Source organism: Cupriavidus sp. 30B13 (genome assembly GCF_049059565.2).
Taxonomy (GTDB): Bacteria; Pseudomonadota; Gammaproteobacteria; order Burkholderiales; family Burkholderiaceae; genus Cupriavidus.
The window spans coordinates 1,045,295-1,068,977 of record NZ_CP188223.1 but is presented as its reverse complement, the minus strand read 5'-3'; the positions used below and the strand labels follow the sequence as shown (position 1 = coordinate 1,068,977).

The window sequence follows — 23,683 nt, the reverse complement described above, 5'->3', positions numbered from 1 at the left end:
CTGTCACTCCCCTGGCTTGGCGGGTGCCGCCCGATCGGGCGACTCGGGCGACTCGGGCACGGCAGACACCTCGGGCACCGCGGGCACGGCGGCCGGCGCCGCGCCGGCAGGCGGCGCCTCCAGCCGCGCGGTATGGTCCGTGCCCAGGATGCGCGCTACCTCGCGGTAGCGGGCCAGGCGCCCGCCTTCGAGCGGGCCGGCCACGGTGAGGATGCGGTGCATGGCCACCATGATGCCGTGGCGCTGCGCGGCGTCCGGCAGCAACTGCGGCAGCGCGGCCACGGCGCGCGCGGGATCGAGCGCGACGATGAAGCTCTGGCGCTTGACGGCGGCCTTGATGGCGGCGATGTCGGGCTGCTGCGCGAGGTGCTCCTGCGCCATCTTGCGCATCAGGTTGAAGGGCCGCTCCTCGATGGACGCATTCTCGTCGGCGACGTAGGCCACGATGCGCATGAAGGCGTCGAGCGGCGTGCCCTGCGCGATCTGGCGCTCGGCGTCGTGGATGCGCCGCGCGGCCAGCTCGCTGCGCAGCGCCGCGCTCTGCGGCGGCGGCCCGCGCCGGTGCGCGCCGGGATCGAAGCCGACCAGCGCCGACAGCCACGGCGATTGGTACAGCGCCTCGAACACCTGCTCGTAGCAGGCGTCGCGCTGGTCGCGCCACGCATCGAGCGTGCGCACGATGTAGTCGGACGCGGCGCGCTCGAGCGTGAGGAACGGGTTGTCCTGCGCCACCGGCCGGCGGGCCGCGCGCACGGCCGGCGCGAGCGCGGCGATCCACGCCATCCACGGGTTCGCGTCGGACGCCAGCGAGCGCTCGAGCCGGGCCGGATGGAGCTGCCGCATGGCATACGCGCTCAGCTCGTTGGACATGGCCTGCACCAGCGGCGAGGCGAAGGTGTCGTAGAGGCGCTGGTTGATCTCGGCCACGCGCCGCACCACCTCGAACGGGTGCTCGTCGTCGCGGCCGTCGTCGAGCGCGAGGATATCGTCGATGGTGCGGCGCTCGAAGCGCATCAGGTAGCGCCCGTCGATCAGGTCCAGGTGCGAGGTGCCCGGCGCGATGTCCTCGATGCGCGCCTCGTACAGGCCGGGCGGCAGCACGTCGATCAGGTCCAGCGCGGAAATCAGCTCGGTGTGCTCGCGGTTGGCCACGCCGGCCGAGACGAAGATGCCGAGGTGCCCGACCTTCTCGTGCAGGCAGTAGACGATGACCTGCTCGTTGGCGACGATCTCGTCGACGCTGGCGTAGAGATCGGGGATCCAGTCCAGCGCCTGCTGCGGCGGCGTGATGTTGTCGCCCCAGGAGGCGAACACCACGATCGGCGAGCGCACGTTGCGCAGGTCCACCGCGAGGTTGCCGTCGGCGCTGCGCACTTCGCCGGCGGTGAGGTGGTTGCCGACGAACAGGTTCTGCACGATCCAGTCGATCTCGGCGCGGTTGAGCAGGAAGTGGCCGCCCCACCACAGCTCGAACTCGAGGAAGCGCTCGCGCTCGGTGTCGACCCTGGCGTACACGTCGTAGAGCTTCTTCCACAGCGTGTTGGCCGGGTTGAGCTGCTCGAAGTTCTCCACCAGCCAGGCGCCGTCGAAGCGGCCGTTGCCGAGGTCGGCGAACAGCGAGGCCAGCCACGAGCCGCCCAGCAGCCCGCCGCTGTAGCGCATCGGGTTGCGCCCGCGCACGCCGGCCCAGTACGACAGCGGCGAGCCCGCCAGCAGCAGCGGGCCGGGCAGGTCGGGCGCGGCGGCGGCCAGCAGCATCAGCGCCCAGCCGCCCTGGCAATTGCCGATCACGAAGGGCTTGCCCTGCGCGTGCGGGTGGCGCTCGATCACGGTCTGCAGGAACACGGCCTCGGCGCGCGCCACGCTCTCGATGGTCTGGCCCGGGCACGGCACCGGGAAGAAGGTGACGAAGTAGCACGGATGGCCGCGCCGCAGCGCGATGCCGATCTCGCTGTCGATCTTGAAGCCGCCGATGCCGGGGCCGTGCCCGGCGCGCGGGTCGATCACCACGAAAGGCCGCTTGGTCTCGTCGGTGGGCACGCATCCCACCGGCGGCGGCAGCACGCGCAGCAGCGCGTAGTTGGCGGGCTGCGCGAGCGTGCGGCCGTCGACCACGATCTCGTGGTCGAACACCAGCACCGGCGGCATGCCCTCGCGCTCGTGCTCGAAGGTCTGGTTGCCGCGCTCGCGCAGGATATCGAGCAGCAGAATGGCGCGCTGCCAGGCATCGACCGCGTAGGACCACGCGGGGGGCGGCGCCAACATGCCGGCCTCGGTATTCCCGGATGCTCCGGCGGTCGGGGTGACGGGTACACGTGCGTTCACTCGGCGTCCTCCTGCGGTGTGGCGTTGGAGGCAGCGGCAGCCGCGCGCAGGCCCGCGCAGGCCGTCTCCCGGCCTGCGCCCGCGTCGGATTGCTGCCCTGCAGCACGGCCAATCTACCAGCGCCGCATGACCTTGACAAGCGCGCCCGCGAAAGACTCGCGGAGAGATTCCGGGGCGCCCCGGGCCACTTGCGGGAGGTTGCGCCATGTCATCTTTGCGCCGGAAACATGCCCTATACTGAGCCTTGCTTTTTGCGCGACGCAGCATGTTCCCGCGCGACGGCGCCCCCGGCCGACGCACCGAATCGACACTCCGGACACCCCGGACGGCCCCCGGACACACCAGGGCCGCCCCGTCCGGACCCGACGCACTGGAGATTGGAGCCGCCGATGAACCACGCCCTCGACAAGTACTCCGTCCTGCTGGCCCGCTGCAGCGACCTTGCCGCCATCCCCACCGCGGTGGCGCATCCCTGCGATGCCTCCTCGCTGGGCGGCGCGCTGCAGGCCGCGCAGCTCGGCCTGATCGTGCCGCTGCTGATCGGGCCGGCGGCGCGCATCCGCCAGGTGGCGCAGGCCAATGCGCTGGAGCTGGGCGACGCCGTGCTGATCGACGTGCCGCACAGCCACGCCGCCGCCGCGCGCGCGGTGCAGGCCGTGCGCGCCGGCGAGGCCGAGCTGCTGATGAAGGGCAGCCTGCACACCGACGAACTGATGCACGAGGTCACCGCCTCGGCCACCGGCCTGCGCACCGCGCGCCGCCTCTCGCACGTGTTCGCGATGGACGTGCCGAGCTACCACAAGCCGCTGTTCATCACCGACGCCGCGGTCAACATCTTCCCCACGCTCAACGACAAGGCCGACATCTGCCGCAATGCGATCGACCTGCTGCGCGTGCTCGGCATCGACAACCCCAAGGTGGCGATCCTCTCGGCGGTGGAGACGGTGACCGACAAGATCCCCTCCACCATCGACGCCGCCGCGCTGTGCATGATGAGCCGGCGCGGCCAGATCGAAGGCGGCATCCTCGACGGCCCGCTGGCCTTCGACAACGCCATCAGCCGCGAGGCCGCCATCACCAAGGGCATCGTGTCCGAGGTGGCGGGCGACCCCGACATCCTGCTGGTGCCGGACCTGGAATCGGGCAACATGCTGGCCAAGCAGCTCACCTTCCTGGCCGGCGCCGAAGCCGCCGGCATCGTGCTGGGCGCGCGCGTGCCCATCATCCTCACCAGCCGCGCCGACAGCGTGCGCGCGCGCATCGGCAGCTGCGCCATCGCCGTGCTGGTGGCGCATGCGCGCCGCGTCGCGCAGGCGCCCGCCGCGGTCTGAAGCCATCCATTCCCACATCGCCGTCGCCGCAAGGAGGCATGCCAGCGTGAGCGCCATCCATCCCACCATCCTCGTCGTCAATGCCGGCTCGTCCAGCGTCAAGGTCTCGGTCTACACCGTGCCCGAGGCCGCGCACGCCAACACCGACATCAACCCGGTGCTCAGCGCGCACGGCCAGATCGAGGGCATCGGCGTCGCGCCGCGCCTGACCGCCAGCATGGCCGACGGCCGCGCGGTCGCCGACGAACGCTTCCCGGTCGCGCAGGTGGCCGACCACGATGCCGCCTTCCGCCTGATCCGCCTGGTGCTGAGCATCGGCCTGCGCGACGCGCCGCCGGTGGCGATCGGCCACCGCGTGGTGCACGGCGGCGCCGACTACGCCGCGGCGGTGAAGATCGACGACGAGGTGATCGCCAAGCTCGAGGCGCTGGTGCCGCTGGCGCCGCTGCACCAGCCGCACAACCTCACCGCGATCCGCGCGGTGCGCGAGGCGGCGCCCGCGCTGCTGCAGGTGGCCTGCTTCGACACCGCGTTCCACGCCGGGCACGACCAGATGGCCCAGCTGCTGGCGCTGCCTTACGAATACTTCGAGCGGGGCATCCGCCGCTACGGCTTCCACGGCCTGTCCTACGAGTACATCGCGCGCCGGCTGCAGCAGGTGGCGCCCGACCTCGCCGCCGGCCGCGTGATCGTGGCCCACCTCGGCAACGGCGCCAGCCTGTGCGCCATGCGCGCGGGCCGCAGCATCGAGTCCACCATGGGCCTGACCGCGCTCGACGGCCTGCCGATGGGCACGCGCTGCGGCGCCATCGACGCCGGCGCGGTCCTGTGGCTGTCGCAGCAAGGCATGGCCACGCCGGACATCGAGGCCATGCTGTACCAGGAATCGGGGCTCAAGGGCCTGTCCGGCGTGAGCAGCGACATGCGCGCGCTGCTGGCCAGCGATGCGCCGCGCGCGCGCCTGGCCATCGATTTCTACGCCTACCGCGCCGCGCAGGAAATCGGCAAGCTGGCCACCACGCTGGGCGGGCTCGACGCGCTGGTGTTCACCGCCGGCATCGGCGCCAATTCGCCGCCGGTGCGCGAGCGCATCTGCGCGCGCCTGGCGGAGCTGTTCGGCATCAGCCTGGACGCCGGCGCCAACGGCGAGAACCGCCAGCGCATCAGCCGCGACGACAGCCGCGTGCCGGTGCTGGTGCTGCCCACCGACGAGGAAGGGATGATCGCGCTGAATACCGCGCGCATCATGCTGGAGCAGCAGAACGCCCGCAAGGAGCAGGCCGGCGAACAAGCCGGCGAACCGGCCGGCGAGCGGCGCAGCGGCCAGGCCGCATAGCCCGCGCGGCGGCAGCGCTCAGGCCGCCAGATAAGCCTGGCGCAGGCGCTGCACGTCGACCCCGAGCACGCCGCCGAGATACGCTTCCATGCCGCCATGGTCGCGCCCGATGGCGTGCAGCGACGCCTCCAGGTAGGCAGCCTTGACCTCCAGCAGCGGCCGCATCACCTCGGGATCGACGCCGCCCTCGGCGGCGCGCGCGCTCATCTGCGCGTTGAAGTCCCGGTTCCAGTGGTTGGACTCCAGGTAGTTGGCCATGATGGCGTGCTCGCCGACGCCGAGCCCGGCCAGCAGCAACAGCGTGGCGAAGCCGGTGCGGTCCTTGCCCGCGGTGCAGTGGTACAGCAGGTTGCCGCCCGCCTCCGCGGCCTTGAGGAAGCCGCCGAAGGCGGCCTGGTACTTGCGCGGGAAGTCGCCGTAGACCTCCAGCATGAAGGCCTCCATCTGCGCGGGGCTGCCGCCGCGCATGCGCGGCATCAGCTCGGCCATCGACATGCTGCCTTCCAGCACCGGCGTGGCGATCCAGCGGAAGGCTTCGCCGAACGCGCGCTCCCGCGGCGACTTCTCGCCCGAGGAGCGGAAGTCGATCACCATGTCGAGCCGCAGCGCGCGCAGCCGCGCCAGGTCGGCCACGCTGGCAAAGGCCGGGTTGCCGCTGCGGAACAGCTTGCCGGCGCGCACGCGGCGGCCGTCGCGCGTGGCAAGGCCGCCGAGGTCGCGCAGGTTGACCACGTTGTCGAGCGCCAGTGCCGCGCCCTGCGGCGTTGCTGGCGGCGTTGCTGACACTTCCTCCTGGCCGGTTTCGCCGGCACCCGTTTCCCGCATCGATTCCTGTCCCGGTTGATGCGCGCGCCTCAGCGCGCGCGGTGCGCCGGCACATGCCAGCGCGTATGGCAGCCAGCAATATAACGGTGATCGAGCCGCGCCACCAGTTTCCACACGCTCATGGGATCGGCGTCGTCGAGATCCAGGTCGACCCAGGCCCAGGGACGGGCGCCGTCGCCATCGAGGATCAGTTCGACATCCCTGACGCGCACATAGGCGGCCAGGGCCTCACGCAGATGGCCCGCGTCGACTCCCGCGCGCAGGCCCCTCACTAAAATCTTCATCATGCGCTCCAATATTTTCAGATCACCGCATGCGGCAGCGGCCACGCGCGCGGCGCGCCGAGGTGCCATACGCGCAACGCCCGCGAACCCTTGCCGGGCCACGGTCAGTCAGTGTGACAGCGCGCCGCGCGCGGAAAATCCCCGCGTGCGCAGACGCCTTGACCGGCGTCATGGTCGCTGCGGAGCGGCCTCGACAGGCACCGCGGCGCGGCAGGATAATTCCCACGCTGAACGCCGCGCCGGGGCCAACAGCCCTGCCGCGCTCCGCCAGGTCTTCACGGAAGGCCGATGCGGCGACGCCGCCCTCATGACGCCGCACCCATGCCCGTCGGCACGCGGCGGTCCCCGCCGGGCGCGACGCCCGCCCTTTCCGTGCGTACCCGCCGTCAACTGGACAAGGAAAGGGAAAGCGATGACCGATCCGCGCAATCCGGCCCAGCCCGCCCCGGCTGCCGCCGCAGCCGCTGCGTCTTCCGCCGCCGCGTCTGCCACACCCGCCACAGCCGCCACATCCGCCGCGGCCTCCTCCGCCGCGCCACCGGCCGCCGCCGCCACCACGTCGCAGGCCGCGCCGAAAAAGCCGCCGCCGTGGGGCCTCTACGCAGCCGCGGTGGTGCTGATCGCCATCCTCGCGCTGCCGTTGCCCGAGGACCTGCCGGTGGCCGGCCACCGCATGCTGGCCATCCTCGCCTTCGCCATCGTGGTGTGGATCACCGAAGCGGTGTCGTACGAAACCAGCGCCATCATGATCACCTCGCTGATGGCCGCGCTGATTGGCTTCGCGCCCACGGTGGCGGACCCGGCCACGCAGTACGGCACCTCGCGCGCGCTCGGCATGGCGCTGGCGGGCTTCTCCAACACCGCGCTGGCGCTGGTCGCCGCCGCGCTGTTCATCTCGGCGGCGATGACCGTCACCGGGCTGGACCGGCGCATCGCGCTGGTCACGCTGTCGGCCATCGGCACCAGCACGCGGCGCATCCTGATCGGCAGCATCGCGGTGACCATCGCGCTGAGCCTGGTGGTGCCCAGCGCCACCGCGCGCAGCGCCTGCGTGGTGCCGATCATGATGGGCGTCATCGCGGCCTTCGGCGTCGACAGGAAGTCGAACATCGCCGCCGGCATCATGATCACGGTGGCGCAGGCCACCAGCATCTGGAACGTCGGCATCCAGACCGCCGCCGCGCAGAACCTGCTGACCATCGGCTTCATGGACAAGCTGCTCGGCGAGCGCATTACCTGGCTGCAGTGGCTGATCGCCGGCGCGCCGTGGGCCGTCGCGATGTCGGCGGTGCTGTATTTCCTGGTGCGCTTCCTGCTGCCCGCCGAGAGCGAGGCCATTCCCGGCGGCAAGGAAGCCGTGCAGCGCGAGCTGGCCGGCCTCGGCCCGATGAGCGGGCCGCAGAAGCGCCTGGCCGCGGTTTCCGTCGGCCTGCTGCTATTCTGGGCCACCGAAGGCAAGCTGCATCAGTTCGACACCGCCACCGTCACCTTCGTCGGGCTGGTGATCCTGATGATGCCGCGCATCGGCGTGATGGACTGGAAGACCATGCAGCAGCGCACGCCGTGGGGCACGCTGATCGTGTTCGGCGTGGGCATCAGCCTGGGCACCGCGCTGCTCACCACGCAGGCCGGCCAGTGGCTGGGCAAGTTCGTGGTCACCCATTCGGGCCTGGCCACCGAGGGGCCGATCTTGGTGTTCGCCATCCTGGCGGCCTTCCTGATCCTGATCCACCTGGGCTTTGCCAGCGCCACCGCGCTGACCGCGGCGCTGCTGCCGATCCTGATCTCGGTGCTGCAGACGCTGCCCGGCGACATCAACAAGATCGGCCTGACCATGCTGCTCGGCTACACCGTGAGCTTCGGCTTCATCCTGCCGATCAACGCGCCGCAGAACATGGTGTGCCTGGGCACCGACACCTTCAACGGGCGGCAGTTCGCCCGCATCGGCATCCCCGTCACCGTGATCGGCTACGCCATGATGCTGCTGTTCGCCGCCACCTACTGGCGCTGGCTGGGCTGGATCTAGCCGCGCGCACGCACACCCGCGACAGACACGAACGGCACGAAAGCATCCGCACAAGAGGACGCCCCCGATGAAGATCACACTGCAAGCCGCCACCGGCCTGGCGCGCGACCTGCTGGCCGCGCAAGGCGTGCCCGCCGACATCGCCGCCGACGTGGCCGAGCACCTGGTCGAGGCCGACCGCTGCGGCTACGCCAGCCACGGCATCTCGATCCTGCCCAACTACCAGCGCTCGCTGGCCGGCGGCAACGTCAACCCGGAAGGCCGCGCCGAGTGCGTGCTCGACCGCGACAGCCTGCTGGTGTTCGACGGCCACGGCGGCTTCGGCCAGCACGTGGGCAAGACCGTGATCGCCGACGCCATCGGGCGCGTGCGCCGCCACGGCCATTGCATCGTCACGCTGCGCAACTCCCACCACCTGGGCCGCATGGGCCACTACGGCGAAATGGTGGCGGCCGAGCGCTACGTGCTGCTGAGCTTCACCAACGTGATCAACCGCGCGCCGGTGGTGGCGCCCTACGGCGGGCGCGTGGCGCGCCTGACCACCAATCCGCTGTGCTTCGCCGGGCCCATGCCCAACGGCCGCCCCCCGCTGGTGGTGGACATCGCCACCAGCGCCATCGCCATCAACAAGGCGCGCGTGCTGGCCGAGAAAGGCGAGCCCGCGCCCGAGAACAGCATCATCGACGCCGCCGGCAACCCCACCACCGACGCCTCGGCCATGTTCGGCGAGCACCCCGGCGCGCTGCTGCCGTTCGGCGGCCACAAGGGCTACGCGCTCGGCGTGGTGGCCGAGCTGCTGGCGGGCGTGCTGTCCGGCGGCGGCACCATCCAGCCCGAGAACCCGCGCGGCGGCGTGGCCACCAACAATATGTTCGCGGTGCTGGTCAACCCCGAGCTGGACCTGGGCCTGAGCTGGCAGAGCAACGAGGTCGAAGCCTTCCTGTCCTACCTGCACGCCACGCCGCCGGCACCGGGCTTCGACGGCGTGCACTACCCCGGCGAGTTCGAGGCCGCCAACCGCGCGCTCGCCACCACCCACCTCGACGTCAACCCCGCCATCTGGCGCAACCTCGAAACGCTGGCGGCGGCGCTCGGCGTGGCCATGCCGGCCGGATGAAGCGCGGGCCCGGCCGCGCACGCGGCGGCAATGCCGCCGCGTGCTGGCACAATACGGCCCATGAAACGTCTCTGGTCAAACTTCGTCAGGCTGGCGCTGCTGCTGGTGCTCGGCGCGGCCCTGCTGGGCACGCTGGCCGTGCTGGTGGCCCAGCGCCAGCTCCCCTCGCTCGACGCGCTCACGGCGTTCCGCCAGTCGCCCGGCTACGTGCCCATCGGCCAGCTGCCGCCCGCGCTGACGCAGGCGGTGGTCGCCATCGAGGACGAGCGCTTCTACCTGCACGACGGCATCGACTACGTCGGCGTGATCCGCGCCGGCGTGGCCAACCTGTCGGACGAACTGTCGCAGGGCGCCTCCACCATCACCATGCAGGTGGCGCGCAACTTCTTCCTGTCGCGCCAGAAGACCTATACGCGCAAGCTGTACGAGGTGCTGCTGTCCTACCGCATCGAGCACGCGCTGAGCAAGGACGAGATCCTCGAGCTGTACATGAACAAGATCTACCTCGGCCAGGGCGCCTACGGCTTCGCCGAGGCCGCCGAGACCTACTTCGGCAAGCCCGTGGGCGAGCTCACGCTGGCCGAATGCGCGATGCTGGCCGGCCTGCCCAAGGCGCCGTCGGCCAACAACCCGGTGGTCAACCCGCGCCGCGCGCGCCAGCGGCAGGCTTATATCCTGCTGCGGATGTTCGAGCTCGGCCGCATCGATCGCGGGCAGTACGACGCGGCGCTGCTGGAGCCGCTGCGGCTGAAGTAGGACCACCGGCGCCGCGGCCTGCGCACCGAGGCAAGCGTTGCCTTGCGGCATGTCGCCTCGGCACCGGGAAACATCCCCATCGATAAGCGGATTCTTCCGACACCCAGGTAAAGAGATCTCCACCAACATGCAATGTCGCCGCATTGCACGGAGGTCTCCCATGCCACTTCAATCCGATCCCCGCTTCGCCATCGCTGCCCGCGGCGATGCTGACTTCCCATTCGCCGCACCCGCGCCTCGCAGCCTGCCCTGCCGCATGCGGCACCGCCGGGGGCGCGATCGCGGCGACACCCGGCCACGGAACGAGGAGCGGGCGTGAGCACCGGCAGCCAGACGCTGGCCGGCTGGCCGCGCCGGCGAGTGCGGGGCGTGCAGGAACCCGCCTGGCACGACATGCCGGACACGCCGCGCCGCTGGCTATGGCTCGACGGCGCGGAAAATGCGGACCTGGAAACCGAAGTCCGCGCCATCACCGGGCGCTTCGATCATCAATGGATATGGCGCGAGACGGAACGCGAATACCAGCCACCCGGCTATCGCCACGGGCCCCTGCTGGCGCCGCTGGACGAGCCTCTGCTGAAACACTTTCTGGCGCACTGGGCACCCCGGCAGGCAGGCTTGCTGCTATTCAGCCGGGACGATGACGCCGGCTTGCTCGGCCACCTGCGGCAACTGCATCAGCTGATCGCGGCCGATGGGCTGCCTCTTTTCTACAGCCTCGGCGCCCTGCGCACGCTGGAAGAACTCTGCGAGGGCCTGCCGGCCTCGTGCCTGGCCGAGACACTGGGCCCGATCCTGACCCTCGTGTGGCGCACGCCAGAGGAACAAGGCGGCCAATGGCTGTGCGCCGACAACCCCGACGCGCACGCCCCAGCCCTGCCGCCTCGCCACCACGTTGCCCTGACGCACGAAGACGAGGCCGCGCTCGACCGTGCCAGCCACGCCTGGTTCATGCGCGACAACGTCCGCCATTTCACCCGGCTCCGCGACGCCTTCGCCGACCCCGCAAACCAACAGGAATTGTGTCGCCAGCTCACGGCGTTCGCCAATGAAGCGGAAAAACTCGCGCTGACCCTGGAGCGCGACGTGCGCCACTACATGGCGCTGCGCCTGGCCTATCCGCAAGCGCCCTTCGAGACCGACGCCGAACTGCGCGCCGGCCTGACGCAGCGACACATGGCCGGCCTGCAGCGCCTGTATGCCCTGGAAGAGCGCCTGCACCGGATCTCACCCATCGCGGAAAAAGGACCATCGACATGACCGCCGCCACCGCGCGATGCCGCAGGGCATTGCAGCCTCCCCACCCCAACGCCAAGCGAGTAGGCAAGGCTATCTCGCCGCCGCCGTGCGAGCACGGTATCCCGCTCTACCCGCTGCGTTACGGCGTGGCCGGCAAGGTTCTCGATGCGGCCGGGAAGGAAACCCCGTTCATCGGAGAAGGCCTCGCCTCGCTCAGCCTGGCCGACTATCCCGCGCTGGCCGGCGGCAAAGGCTATGGCCTGCGGGTCCTGCGTCCGCGCTGCTACGTCTACCTGTGCTTCTTCCGGGACGGGCGCATGTGGACCCGGCACTACCAGGTCACCGACGACATCCGGTTCGCTCACATCTGGTGGACCCAGGCCGACTACGACGGCGATGCCCCCGGCCGCGCCGCGCGGGTCGATGAATCTCGCGCCGTGCGCTACCTGCTGGCGCCGCACGACGCCAGGGACTGCACGGTCTTCGTGCTGGTCAGCGATACCATCCTCACCCATGCCGCCCTGTGGCAGATCGAGAAGGACGAGGGCGGGCTGCGCTCGATGCTGGCCACCTGCATCAAGGCCGCGCAGGGCGCGGGCCAGCGGCATGCGTTCGATGCCGCCTGGCTGACCCAGGTGCACGAGTTGAAACCCCGCGAGCAGGGCAAGCCCAGCGTCTTCGCCTGGAGCGAGACCCGGCCCGATGCCGGCGAATGCCAGTCCATCCTCGACGCCATGTATGTGGCACGCATGCCGCGCACGGACATCGTGCCGCTGGCCGTGGTCGTGCACGACCTCGCCGGCATGCTCAGCGAACTGAACTTCCTCGTCAACGCGCGGCTGGACGAACTCAACAGCTACTCGGCCGAGGCCGGGCGCAAGCTGCGTGTGTCCAGGCTGGTCGATCAGCTTGGCGCGCAGGCCTCCCGCCACGCCGAACTGAAGACAATGCAGGACGATCCCGTCGGCAGCGCCATGCCGCCCGGCGTCGGCGGCGGCGCGGCCAACGCCGCGCGCGACCGCGCCTACAAGGCCGGCCTGGCCGCCAGGGCCAGACGACTCGCATTTGCCAGGGAAGACGAGCGCCTGCGTTTCGAAAGGGACCACCCCGCGCAGCGCGACCGGTTCGTCGGGCAGGTCACGGTTGCCGCAACGGACCTGTGGTCGGTGTACCAGGCGCAGAAGGCGCGCTTCGACCTGATCGTGGCAACGCACGATGCGAGCGACGACACTGCCGCGCTGGACCTGCGCTGCCTGGTCGGGCAAACGCTGCCCGGCCTGATCCAGTGCAAGCCCGGCAATGACCATCTCGCCGCGCAAGTCACACCGGACGGCCCCGCTGGCCTGCTCAGGTACGCCATCATGGGCCATCCTGAAATGGCCAAGTACGTGGGCAAGGCGGCGGGACAGGCGCGCCGCCTTGCCGTCGACCCGATGCTCAAGCCCTTGCAGGAACTGCTGGGCAGGCTGCCGCCCGATGGCGCCTCCCAGCAACTCAGCCTGATGATCGGCGCGCTCGTCTCGGCGGGCAGGTTGAAATCCCCGCATGCCTACTGGACCAGCGTCTACCGCCCCATCATGGAAGTGCTCGATGGCGAAATAGCCCGGCTCAACGAAATGCCGCTGGACGGCGTCGGAGAATGGTTGCGCAAGCAGACCGGACAGCGCGGCATCAACGGCTTCCGGCCCCAGACGGCGGCGCAGGCCGCCCATACGCTCATCGACGTCTATGACACCCAGGGCGTGGCGGCCGAGCAGCGAGCCATCGGCAAACTGGGCGGCCGCCTGCGCTTCTGGCACAACGCCAGGATCGGGCTGAGCGGCGTGGCGCTGTTCGCTTCCGCCTATAGCGCCGGCGCCGCATTCAAGGCCTTGGGCAAGGAAGACGGCCTCACTTTTGCCCATGCGCTCGATGCCGGCGGAAAGCTGCTGGGCATCGGCGCCGGGCAGGCTGGCCTGAGCCGCGCGTCTTACGAAAAGCTGCGCGATCAGGCGCGGCTGCGTGGAGATACCAAGGTGGCCGAAGCGCTGGATGTCACCGCCAGGAGTTTCGAGCGGTGGGCGATCGGAATTGCGGCAGGGGCGGCGGCGGTGATGGTTATCAAGGATGGGATCGTTGGTGCAATTGTGACCGAACAAGGGGACACCGCCGCAATTAGTGCGGCAACAGGAACTCTGCAGGCTGTTATCGCCGGTGTCGGTGGCTTGCAACTGCTAGGAAAGCTGAAGCCAATGGCAGAGAGGCTTGCACACATCCAGGCATCTCCCTTTGCTGCGCTGCGCGGCGCCGCCGCCGTTGCTCGCGCCGGAAGTGGCCCCATCGGCTGGTTCCTGCTCGCAGCCGAAGCCATCTACATGGTCGGCCGCTCCTGGCACGATCGCGTGGCTGACGAAGCCAGGCTCACCACGTGGATCGCCCGCGGTAGCTGGGGCAACCGCAAGAACAACGCGTATTTCAGCACCAGGCCTGTTCCGGCCTTCGCCGACGACGTGGAAGAGCTACGCGAGTACTACCGCCTGTTCCTGCAGCCACATATCGAAACCGACATCGCCGTGCTCAAGGTGCTCGGCGCCACCACGCCCATGGGACAGATCATCCACGGCCCCGGGCTGCCCGCCGATGCACGCACCATCACCGTCGCCCTGCCGGGCTGGCGCCCGCAGATCAGCCATTACAAGGCCACGCAGCAGCACGCTGCCGACTTGAAGCATCCCGCCGGCCGCATGGTCACGCACGAAGACCCGGGACAAATCAAGCTGGTCGACGGCGTGGGCTACCTGACCATCACCTCTGACACCGTGCTTGGAAAGACGGCAGTGGAATACCGGCCGAACGGCTTTACCGATCCCGACTTCATCCTGACGGAAAGCAACTGGCTATGAAGAACGACGAAACGCCGGAACTCACCTTTCCCCCTGCCGATCCCAAGGCGGATTTCGAGCGGCAATGCACCCTGCTCGACGAGCGCGGCGATTTCGGCCGGCTACCGGATATCCGCTACGCCATGTACCCCGGCGATCTCTGGTCCAACGATGATCTGTCCGATAGCGCCTTGTTCAACGAGCGCTATCTGGAGCCCGACATGCGGGGCGAAGTCAATTTTTACATGTACCTGGCGACGGGCATATTCAACTTTGTTCTGTTCACGGTACTGATAGTGCTTCCACTTTCGGGAGAAATAAAGAGCGGCCTGGATGCATTTTTCGCATTCCTGGGCTGCATCCCCGTCGGTTTGTTTACCTGGTTCTTCCTGTGGATGGGCAGCGGACCTGGTTCAAGAGTGCGATTCAATCGCCAGGCCCAACTGGTTCACGCATCGACTTATGACAATCGCGTCGTGCATCTGCCTTGGCGCGAGGTGCGGCCTTACATCGAATTCGGCACCGGCTACGGACTGCAACTGACCTTCCCCGTCCCCTATGGCCAGCTGGCCCATAGGGAACCGATCACCTTCAAGCGCTTGTTCCTGAAACGCCCCTACATGATCGGCGGCCATTTCGATGACTCCGACTCAGCCACCTTCGGCAGTTGCATAGAGCGCCTGGAATTCATCCGCCGCTACATGGAGCATGGTTTCGGTGCCGTCCAGCCGCATCCCGAAGCCGTCGCGTCGGGGCTCGCGCGCAAGCCCAGCGGCTTCCCGCCCGAGCGCACGAGGCTGCTGCCCAAATGGCTCTCCCCGAGCCGCTGGGCGTACTGGTTCGCCGCCGGCCCGCTGGTCGACCGCTGGCTGGCCCGGGAGGCCCGCCAGTTCCAGTGGCCCGAGGAGGTCGAGTGCCTCTGCGCGCCCGGTGCCGACCTGTCCGGCTACGACACCACGCCGGTCAGGTCGCGCACCGAGGTCTACTACCGCTATGCCGGCATGGGCAGGGGCATCGTCTTTGTCGACCGCAAAGGCCGGGAGATCCGCGCGGGCAGGCAGTCGTCGTGATGGCGCGCGCCACACGGGCCCCCGGATCCATTGCGCAAGTCGGTGCTTGCGCTGCGGCACCCGCCGCCGCCGAGCCGCGATGTCAGTCAAACCCCGATCCCGCCCGCCCGCGGCGCCTGCTAGGCTGGAATGACTCCCGGCCCGCCAGGCAGCAGAAAATGGAATCTCTCTGGACCGACATCTACAGCACCTTCCGCGCGGAATTCGCCGACGTGCCCGACATCAAGGAGGCCACGCGGATCCTGATCCGGCTCTCGGTGGCGGTGGTCCTCGGGGGCCTGATCGGCTACGAGCGGGAAACTTCCGGCAAGGCGGCGGGCCTGCGCACCCATATGCTGGTGTCGCTGGGCTCGGCGCTGTTCGTGCTGGTACCGCTGCAGGCGGGCGTGCCGCTGGCGGACATGAGCCGCGTGCTGCAGGGGCTGGCCTCGGGCATCGGCTTCCTGGGCGCGGGCGCCATCATCAAGCTCAACGAGGAGGGCAGCATCAAGGGGCTGACCACGGCGGCCAGCATCTGGATGGTGGCCGCCATCGGGGTGGCGGCGGGGCTGGGGCGCGATGCCACGGCCGTGATCGCCACCTTGTTCACGCTGGCGATCCTGGAAATCCTGCAGCGCTGGAAGCGCGGCTAGGCGGCCGCCGTAGCGGCCGCCGGGTCACCGGGTCACTGGTGCTCGGGCTGCTGTTCCGACTGGCGCAGCGTCACGGCAAGCAGGCCGCGGTGGCGCATCACGGCCTGGCGCACGATGTCGTCCAGCCCGGTGTCCGCGCCGCTGTCGATCTGTTCAAGCAGCGCGCGCCGCATGCGCGGCTCCCAGAAGCGCTTGATGTGCGAGGCGATGTCCGTGAGCGCTTCTTCGCGGTCCGGCATGGCCGAGAAGAAGGTGCCGATCTGGTTCGCCATCTTGACGAGGTTGTCCGTGTTCATGCCTGTTCCGTCCTGTCCTGCAGGCGTTGGGGGTGGGTGTAGACCACGTGGCGGCCAGCGCGCACGAAGCCGGCCAGCGTCACGCCGGTCTGCTGCGCCAGCCGCACCGCGAGCGCGGTGGGGCCGGATACGGCGGCCAGCAGGCCGACGCCCGCGCTGGCGGTCTTGAGCACCATTTCATAGCTGGCGCGGCTGGTCACCAGCACGGCGCCGCGCGCGCGGTCCTCGCCGCCGCGCGCCAGCGCGCCGATCAGCTTGTCGAGCGCGTTGTGGCGGCCCACGTCCTCGCGCACCAGGCCGACCTGGCCGTCGGCGCGCAGCCAGGCCGCGGCGTGGGTCGAGCCGGTGTGGCGCAGCAGTTCCTGGCGCGTCTGCAATTGCGCGAAAGCCGCGTACAGCGCGGCGCCGCCGAAGCTGGCGCTGCTGGCCACCGGCGCCGGCACGCGCATGACTTCCTGCAGCGATTCGGTGCCGCACAGGCCGCAGCCGGTGCGGCCCGTCATGGCGCGGCGCCGTTCCTTGAACAGCGCGAACGCTTCGGCGGCGATGCGCAGGCGCACCGTGATGCCGTCGCAGCCTGCCTCGGTGTCGATCTCGTAGACGTCGCGCGGGCCCGCCACCAGGCCCTCGCTCAGGCTGAAGCCGAGCGCGAAGTCTTCCAGGTCGGCCGGCGACGCCAGCATCACGGCATGCGAGATGCCGTTGTACTCCAGCGCGACCGGCACTTCCTCGGCCAGTTCGTCGGCCTCCAGCGCCACCTGGCCGTGGCGGCTGCGCCCGACCTCGAAGGTGCTGTGGGTGGGCGGCCCGGCGTCGCCCGCCGGCCACCCCGCGCCGGTGCGGATCGCGCTCATGCCGGGCGTGCCTCCGCGCTGGCGGCCTGCAGCAGGCGCAGCTGCTGCGCATTGAAGTCGCGGTACTGGCGCTGCCACTCGGACGGCTGCGCCACCGGCGTGACCTGCACCGCGGTGACCTTGTACTCGGGGCAGTTGGTGGCCCAGTCCGAGTTGTCGGTGGTGATCACGTTGGCGCCCGATTCCGGGAAGTGGAAAGTGGTGTAGACCACGCCCGGCTGCATGCGCTCGCTGACGATGGCGCGCAGCACGGTCTCGCCGGCGCGGCTCTGCACGCCGACCCAGTCGCCGTCCTTGATGCCGCGCTCCTCGGCGTCGTGCGGATGGATCTCGAGGCGGTCCTCGTCGTGCCACATCACGTTCTCGGTGCGGCGCGTCTGCGCGCCCACGTTGTACTGCGAGAGAATGCGCCCGGTGGTGAGGATCAGCGGGAAGGCGCGGTTGACACGCTCGGCGGTGGGCACGTAGCGCGTGATGATGAACTTGCCCTTGCCGCGCACGAAGCTGCCGATGTGCATGGTGGGCGTGCCTTCCGGCGCGTCGTCGTTGCACGGCCACTGGATGCTGCCGAGCTCTTCGAGGCGCGCGTAGCTCACGCCGCGGAAGGTCGGCGTGAGGCGCGCGATCTCGTCCATGATCTGCGACGGATGCGTGTACGCCATCGGGTAGCCCAGCGCGTTGGACAGCAGCACGGTGGCTTCCCAGTCGGCGTAGCGCGCCTTGGGCGGCATCACCTTGCGCACGCGCGAGATGCGGCGCTCGGCGTTGGTGAAGGTGCCGTCCTTTTCCAGGAACGACGAGCCGGGCAGGAACACGTGCGCGTACTTGGCGGTCTCGTTGAGGAAGATGTCCTGCACCACGATACACTCCATCGCCGACAGCGCCGCGGCCACGTGCTGCGTGTTGGGGTCGGACTGCACGATGTCCTCGCCCTGGCAGTACAGGCCCTTGAAGCTGCCCGACAGCGCGGCCTCGAACATGTTGGGGATGCGCAGGCCCGGCTCGGGGTTGATCTCCACGTTCCAGGCGGCCTCGAACTGGCCGCGCGTGGTCGAGTCCGACACGTGGCGGTAGCCCGGCAACTCGTGCGGGAACGAGCCGATATCGCACGAGCCCTGCACGTTGTTCTGCCCGCGCAGCGGATTCACGCCCACGCCCTCGCGGCCGATGTTGCCGGTGCACATGGCGAGGTTGGCGATGCCCATCACGGTGGTGGAGCCCTGCGCGTGCTCGGTCACGCCCAGGCCGTAGTAGATCGCCGCGTTGCCGCCGGTGGCGTACAGGCGCGCGGCGCCGCGCAGCTGGTCGGCGGGAACGCCGGTGACCTCGGCCATGGCCTCGGGCGAGTTCTCCGGCAGGCTGACGAAGTCGCGCCATTGCTGGAACGCGCGGTCCTCGCAGCGCTCGGCGATGAAGGCCTCGTTCATCAGCCCTTCGGCGACGATCACGTGCGCCAGCGCGGTGACCACGGCGACGTTGGTGCCGGGGCGCAGCTGCAGGTGATAGTCGGCGCGCACGTGCGGCGAGTCGGCCAGGTCGATGCGGCGCGGATCGATCACGATCAGCCTGGCGCCGGCGCGCAGGCGCTTCTTCATGCGCGAGGCGAACACCGGGTGGCCGTCGGTCGGGTTGGCGCCCATCACCATGATGACGTCGGCCTTCTCGACCGAGCGGAAGGTCTGCGTGCCGGCCGATTCGCCCAGCGTCTGCTTGAGGCCGTAGCCGGTGGGCGAATGGCACACGCGGGCGCAGGTGTCGACATTGTTGTTGCCGAACGCGGCGCGCACCAGCTTCTGCACCAGGTAGCCTTCCTCGTTGGTACAGCGCGAGGAAACGATGCCGCCGATGGAATCGCGGCCATGCTCGGCCTGGATGCGCTTGAACTGCGCGGCGGCGTAGGCGATGGCTTCTTCCCACGACACTTCGCGCCACGGGTCGGTGATCCTGGCGCGGATCATCGGGTTGAGGATGCGGTCCTTGTGGGTGGCGTAGCCCCACGCGAAACGCCCCTTCACGCACGAGTGGCCTTCGTTGGCCTGGCCGTCCTTGTACGGCACCATGCGCACCACTTCATTGCCCTTCATCTCGGCCTTGAACGCGCAGCCCACGCCGCAGTACGCGCAGGTGGTGACCACGCTGTGCTCGGGCTGGCCCATGCGGATGATGGAGGTCTCGGCCAGCGTGGCGGTGGGGCAGGCCTGCACGCAGGCGCCGCACGACACGCAGTCGGACTCCATGAAGCTGCCGCCCTGCCCCGCCGTCACGCGCGAATCGAAGCCGCGCCCGCCGATGGTGAGCGCGAAGGTGCCCTGGGTTTCCTCGCAGGCGCGCACGCAGCGGTTGCACACGATGCACTTGGACGGATCGTAGGTGAAGTACGGGTTGGATTCGTCCTTGGCCTCGGCGCGGTGGTTGGCGCCGTCGTAGCCGTAGCGCACCTCGCGCAGGCCGACCACGCCGGCCATGTCCTGCAGCTCGCAGTTGCCGTTGGTGGGACAGGTCAGGCAGTCGAGCGGGTGGTCGGAGATGTACAGCTCCATCACGCCGCGGCGCAGGTCGGCCAGCTTGTCGCTCTGCGTGCGCACCTTCATGCCGGCCTCGGCCGGCGTGGTGCACGAGGCCGGGTAGCCGCGCCGGCCTTCGATCTCGACCAGGCACAGGCGGCACGAGCCGAACGACTTGAGGCTGTCGGTGGCACACAGCTTGGGCACGTTGACGCCGGCCTGCACGGCCGCGCGCATCAGCGAGGTGCCGGCCGGCACGGTGATGTCGATGCCGTCGATCTGCAGCGTGACCTGCTCCCGGGCGTCGCTGGCGGGGGTGCCGAAATCGATTTCGTTGCGTGTGTTCAAGGCGGTCTCCGGCTTGATGCTGGCGTTGGCTGGCGTTGGCTGGCGTTGTTCTTGGCGTCGCCCGCGGGCGTCGGTGGGGATCAGGCGGCCTTGGCGGGCACGGCCACGCCGAAGTCTTCCGGGAAGGCGTCCAGCGCCGACAGCACGGGGTACGGCGTCATGCCGCCCATCGCGCACAGCGAGCCGCCCAGCATGGTGTCGCACAGGTCGCGCACCAGCTTCACGTGCTTCACGGGCTGGTCGCCGGCGATGATCTTGTCGATCACCTCGACGCCGCGCGTGGAGCCGATCCGGCACGGCGTGCACTTGCCGCACGATTCGATGGCGCAGAATTCCATCGCGTAGCGGGCCTGCCGCGCCATGTCCACGGTGTCGTCGAACACCACGATGCCGCCGTGGCCCAGCACCGCGCCGAACGCGGCGAACGCCTCGTAGTCCATCGGCGTGTCCAGGCGCGAAACCGGCAGGTAGGCGCCGAGCGGGCCGCCCACCTGCACCGCGCGGATGGCGCGGCCGCTGCGCGTGCCCTGGCCGAAGTCTTCCAGCAGCTCGCGCAGGGTCAGGCCGAACGCCTTCTCCACCAGGCCGCCCTGGCGGATATTGCCGGCCAGCTGGAACGGCAGCGTGCCGCGCGAGCGGCCCATGCCGTAGTCGCGGTAGAACTGCGCGCCGCGCGCCAGGATCAGCGGCACGGTGGCCAGCGAGATCACGTTGTTGATGATGGTGGGCTTGCCGAACAGGCCTTCGAGCGCCGGCAGCGGCGGCTTGGCGCGCACCACGCCGCGCTTGCCCTCGATGCTCTCCAGCAGCGCGGTTTCCTCGCCGCACACGTAGGCGCCGGCGCCCTTGCGCACCGCCAGGCGGAAGCGCCGGCCGCTGCCGCGGATGTCGTCGCCGAGCCAGCCGGCGGCCTGCGCCACGTCGATGGCGGCCTCCAGCGCGGCGATCGCGTGCGGATATTCGGAGCGCACGTAGATGTAGCCCTGCTCGGCGCCCACCGCCAGCCCGGCGATGGTCATGCCCTCGATCAGCATGAACGGGTCGCCTTCCATCACCATGCGGTCGGAAAAGGTGCCCGAGTCGCCTTCGTCGGCATTGCAGACCACGTACTTGACCGGCGACCGCGCGTTCAGCACGGTCTGCCACTTGATGCCGGTGGGAAACGCCGCGCCGCCGCGGCCGCGCAGGCCGGAGTCGGTGACTTCGCGCACGATCTGCGCGCCGTCCAGCGCCAGCGCGCGGCTCAGACCGGCAAAGCCCTCGTGCGCGGTGTAGTCGGCCAGCGAGAGCGGATCGGTGATGCCGACGCGGGCGAAGGTCAGGCGCTCCTGCTTCTTGAGGAAAGGAATCTCGCCGGTCGGGCCGAGCGCCAGCGCGTGCGCGCCGCCGGCGAGGAAGCCGGCGTCGAACAGGCCCGGCACGTCTTCCGGCGCGACCGGGCCGTAGGCCACGCGGCCGGCCCCGGTCCGCACCTCGACCAGCGGCTCCAGCCAGAACATGCCGCGCGAGCCGTTGCGCACCAGCGTTACGGCGGCCCCGCGCGCGGCGGCCTCGCGTTCGATGGCTTGCGCGACTTCGTCGGCGCCCAGGGCCAGCGCGCTCGAGTCGCGGGGAACGAATACGGTGATGGCCGCGGCGGTGCTCATGCCGCCACCTCCGCGCCGCGCCCGCAGGCGGCCAGCAGCGCATCGAAGCGCTGCGGCGTGACGCGGCCGGCCAGCTTGCCGTCGATCGTCACGGCCGGGCCGCAGGCGCACTGGCCCAGGCAGTAGACCGCTTCGAGCGTGAATTCGCCGTCGGCGGTGGTTTCGTGGAAGGCGCAGCCCACCGCCTGCTCGGCATGCGCGGCCAGCGCTTCGCCGCCGACCGATTGGCAGGCCTCGGCGCGGCATACGCGCACCACGTGGCGGCCCGCCTTGCGCTCGCGGAAGTCGTGGTAGAAGCTGACCACGCCATGGACCTCGGCGCGCGACAGGTTGAGCGCGCGCGCGATCTCGGGCAGGACCTCGGCGGGCACGTAGCCCACCGCGTCCTGGATGTCGTGGAGAATGGGCAGCAACGCGCCCGGCATGTCGCGGCGCGCCGCGATGATGGCGGCGATCTGCGCGCGGGCCGGTTCGCGCAAGGCGTCAGCGGCGGATGGGGACATCGGATCTCCTGGTGAAGCAGCACTGGCCGGCGCCTGCGGCCGGCGGCAGACGATGCGGCGCATTGGCTTGCGCGTCTTGCCAGGAACTGCTGCGGGGCGCGGACGGCCCTCGTATGGCCACCGCTTTATATGCTATTTTTTTCATATCTCGAGGCCTGCGGTCAGGTACAGCGATGTTGCACTGCGACGCCAGACACGCCTCGCACGCTTTCCGCGCCTCTTTGAGCGGACTATAGGCAGTTGGATGCATTCGGGCAATATGCTATTTTTCGCATATGCTGCGCATCTCCATCGAACCCCACCTGCAAGTCCGCGACGACGGCCCCGGCACCGGAGCGGCGCTCGACGTGTCGCGCCTGGTCAGCCTGCTGAGCCTGATCGAAAGCACCGGCAGCATCAGTCAGTCGGCGCAGGCCAGCGGCCTGTCCTACCGCTATGCCTGGGGCATCCTGCGCGACGCGGAAACCCTGTTCGGCGGCGCGCTGATCGCCAAGACCCGCGGGCGCGGCAGCGCGCTGTCGCCGCTGGCGCAGCAACTGGTGTGGGCCAGCAAGCGCATTGCCGCGCGGCTGTCGCCCACGCTGGAAAGCCTGGCGTCGGAACTGGAGATCGAGCTCAAGAAACTGGTGAACCGCGCCGAGCCCGCGCTGCGCCTGCACGCCAGCCACGGCTTCGCGGTGGCGGCGCTGCACGACTTCCTCGACACGCACCAGGTACGCCACGACCTGAAATACTGCGGCAGCCTGGAGGCGGTGGCGGCGCTGGCCCAGGGCGGCTGCGACATCGCCGGCTTCCACGTGCCGATCGGCGAGTTCGAGCAGCGCACGCTGGCGCGCTTCGCCGCCTGGATCCGGCCCGATACGCACCTGCTGATCCACCTGGCGGTGCGCTCGCAGGGCATCTTCGTGCGGCCGGGCAACCCGCGCGGCGTCACCAGCCTGCGCGACCTGTGCCGCCCCGAGGTGCGCTTCGTCAACCGCCAGACCGGTTCCGGCACGCGGCTGCTGCTGGACCTGATGCTGGAGGCCGAGGGCATCGACAGCAGCCGCATCGAGGGCTACAGCAACGGCGAATTCACCCATGCGGCGGTGGCGGCCTATATCGGCAGCGGCATGGCGGATGCGGGGTTCGGTGTGGAGACGGCGGCGCGGCGCTTCGGCCTGGATTTCGTGCCGGTGCTCAAGGAGCGCTATTTCTTCGCCATCGAGCGGGCGCGGCTGCAAAGCCCGGCGCTGGCCGGCGCCGTGGCGGCGCTGCGCAGCGGCAGCTTCCGCCGGGTGGTGGATGCCCTGCCCGGCTACGACGGCAGCCTCACGGGCACGGTGCTGACGCTGGAGGAAGCGTTTCCGGAAGGCGCCGCGGGCCGCTGACGCGCGCCGGCGCGCCGGCGTGGCTACGGCCGGGCCGGCGCTGCGTCTTCCACGCGCTCGACACGCTCGACGCGCAAGGCCGGCGCCCAGGTGCCCGGCTGGCTGGCGCGCAGCACCACGCCGGTGACCGTCACCGCGCGGCCGTCCAGCGCGCGCGCCTGCTCCGCCGGCAGCGCCTCGAGCTGCCAGGCTTCGCCGCCGGCGGTGAGCAGCACCGGCTGCTGGAACAAGGCGCTGCCGTTGACCACCACCTTGCCCGTGAGCGTGAGCGTCTGCCCGGCGGGCACCGTGTGCACGCAGGCCGCCAGCACCACGCACAGCGAGGCGATCAGGAGCAGGATCCGGTGCATGGCGCGCCCT

At 70.0% G+C, this 23,683-nt stretch carries 19 protein-coding genes; 10 read left to right on the top strand and 9 right to left on the bottom strand.

The window, feature by feature from the left end; genetic code table 11:
• Window positions 1-3: 3 nt before the first annotated feature.
• Window positions 4-2,265 carry a DUF3141 domain-containing protein gene (locus ACKI2N_RS05020; protein ID WP_420995459.1) on the bottom strand — a complete coding sequence of 754 codons (2,262 nt, stop codon included), beginning with the start codon at window positions 2,263-2,265 and terminating at the stop codon, window positions 4-6.
• Between the two features lie 449 nt (window positions 2,266-2,714).
• Between ACKI2N_RS05020 and ACKI2N_RS05015 the strand changes: the two genes are divergently transcribed.
• Entirely contained in the window at window positions 2,715-3,656 is a 942-nt protein-coding gene (locus ACKI2N_RS05015; RefSeq protein WP_420995458.1) for a phosphate acetyltransferase, read from the top strand.
• Between the two features lie 46 nt (window positions 3,657-3,702).
• On the top strand, window positions 3,703-4,992 hold the full coding sequence (locus ACKI2N_RS05010; RefSeq protein WP_420995457.1) for an acetate/propionate family kinase: 1,290 nt from the start codon (window positions 3,703-3,705) through the stop codon (window positions 4,990-4,992).
• 18 nt (window positions 4,993-5,010) lie between these two features.
• Here the strand turns inward: ACKI2N_RS05010 and ACKI2N_RS05005 are convergent, their stop codons facing one another.
• Window positions 5,011-5,817: a tyrosine-protein phosphatase gene (locus ACKI2N_RS05005; RefSeq protein WP_420995456.1), complete on the bottom strand. Its 807-nt coding sequence runs from the start codon at window positions 5,815-5,817 to the stop codon at window positions 5,011-5,013.
• Between the two features lie 29 nt (window positions 5,818-5,846).
• Entirely contained in the window at window positions 5,847-6,101 is a 255-nt protein-coding gene (locus tag ACKI2N_RS05000; RefSeq protein WP_420995546.1) for an RNA-binding protein, read from the bottom strand.
• A gap of 412 nt (window positions 6,102-6,513) precedes the next feature.
• Here ACKI2N_RS05000 and ACKI2N_RS04995 point away from each other — a divergent pair, with 412 nt between their 5' ends.
• The 7 genes from ACKI2N_RS04995 to ACKI2N_RS04965 all read left to right on the top strand — a co-directional run bounded on the left by ACKI2N_RS04995 (window position 6,514) and on the right by ACKI2N_RS04965 (window position 15,802).
• Window positions 6,514-8,127, top strand: coding sequence for a DASS family sodium-coupled anion symporter (locus ACKI2N_RS04995; RefSeq protein ID WP_420995455.1), 1,614 nt, complete (start codon window positions 6,514-6,516; stop codon window positions 8,125-8,127).
• Between the two features lie 67 nt (window positions 8,128-8,194).
• Complete coding sequence (locus ACKI2N_RS04990; RefSeq protein ID WP_420995454.1) at window positions 8,195-9,244, top strand: Ldh family oxidoreductase; 1,050 nt, start codon at window positions 8,195-8,197, stop codon at window positions 9,242-9,244.
• A 60-nt stretch (window positions 9,245-9,304) separates the two neighbouring features.
• Window positions 9,305-10,000: a transglycosylase domain-containing protein gene (locus ACKI2N_RS04985; RefSeq protein WP_420995453.1), complete on the top strand. Its 696-nt coding sequence runs from the start codon at window positions 9,305-9,307 to the stop codon at window positions 9,998-10,000.
• A gap of 315 nt (window positions 10,001-10,315) precedes the next feature.
• A complete protein-coding gene (locus tag ACKI2N_RS04980) occupies window positions 10,316-11,260 on the top strand; it encodes a hypothetical protein (protein WP_420995452.1) in 945 nt (314 codons plus the stop codon).
• Entirely contained in the window at window positions 11,257-14,121 is a 2,865-nt protein-coding gene (locus ACKI2N_RS04975; RefSeq protein WP_420995451.1) for a toxin VasX, read from the top strand. Before ACKI2N_RS04980 ends, ACKI2N_RS04975 begins: the two co-directional genes overlap by 4 nt.
• The gene (locus ACKI2N_RS04970; protein WP_420995450.1) at window positions 14,118-15,170 is read left to right on the top strand and encodes a hypothetical protein; all 1,053 of its coding nucleotides are present in this window, start codon (window positions 14,118-14,120) and stop codon (window positions 15,168-15,170) included. The genes ACKI2N_RS04975 and ACKI2N_RS04970 overlap by 4 nt, the downstream gene beginning before the upstream one ends.
• Before the next feature lie 158 nt (window positions 15,171-15,328).
• Entirely contained in the window at window positions 15,329-15,802 is a 474-nt protein-coding gene (locus ACKI2N_RS04965; protein WP_420995449.1) for an MgtC/SapB family protein, read from the top strand.
• A gap of 32 nt (window positions 15,803-15,834) precedes the next feature.
• Here ACKI2N_RS04965 and ACKI2N_RS04960 read toward each other — a convergent pair whose 3' ends face one another.
• From ACKI2N_RS04960 to ACKI2N_RS04940, 5 genes are all read right to left on the bottom strand, one after another.
• A complete protein-coding gene (locus ACKI2N_RS04960) occupies window positions 15,835-16,098 on the bottom strand; it encodes a formate dehydrogenase subunit delta (RefSeq protein WP_420995448.1) in 264 nt (87 codons plus the stop codon).
• Window positions 16,095-16,952, bottom strand: a complete 858-nt coding sequence (gene fdhD, locus ACKI2N_RS04955) for a formate dehydrogenase accessory sulfurtransferase FdhD (RefSeq protein WP_420995447.1) — start codon at window positions 16,950-16,952, stop codon at window positions 16,095-16,097. The genes ACKI2N_RS04960 and fdhD overlap by 4 nt, the downstream gene beginning before the upstream one ends.
• Window positions 16,949-19,804, bottom strand: coding sequence for a formate dehydrogenase subunit alpha (fdhF, locus tag ACKI2N_RS04950; RefSeq protein WP_420995446.1), 2,856 nt, complete (start codon window positions 19,802-19,804; stop codon window positions 16,949-16,951). The genes fdhD and fdhF overlap by 4 nt, the downstream gene beginning before the upstream one ends.
• Window positions 19,805-19,884: 80 nt before the next feature.
• Window positions 19,885-21,450, bottom strand: coding sequence for a formate dehydrogenase beta subunit (locus ACKI2N_RS04945; RefSeq protein WP_420995445.1), 1,566 nt, complete (start codon window positions 21,448-21,450; stop codon window positions 19,885-19,887).
• Window positions 21,447-21,953 carry a formate dehydrogenase subunit gamma gene (locus ACKI2N_RS04940; protein WP_420995444.1) on the bottom strand — a complete coding sequence of 169 codons (507 nt, stop codon included), beginning with the start codon at window positions 21,951-21,953 and terminating at the stop codon, window positions 21,447-21,449. Before ACKI2N_RS04940 ends, ACKI2N_RS04945 begins: the two co-directional genes overlap by 4 nt.
• 275 nt (window positions 21,954-22,228) lie before the next feature.
• On the opposite strand from ACKI2N_RS04940, the gene ACKI2N_RS04935 reads away from it, so the two are divergent.
• Entirely contained in the window at window positions 22,229-23,323 is a 1,095-nt protein-coding gene (locus ACKI2N_RS04935) for a substrate-binding domain-containing protein (RefSeq protein ID WP_420995443.1), read from the top strand.
• Between the two features lie 23 nt (window positions 23,324-23,346).
• Here the strand turns inward: ACKI2N_RS04935 and ACKI2N_RS04930 are convergent, their stop codons facing one another.
• Entirely contained in the window at window positions 23,347-23,673 is a 327-nt protein-coding gene (locus ACKI2N_RS04930; RefSeq protein WP_420995442.1) for a DUF5818 domain-containing protein, read from the bottom strand.
• Between the last annotated feature and the right edge of the window lie 10 nt (window positions 23,674-23,683).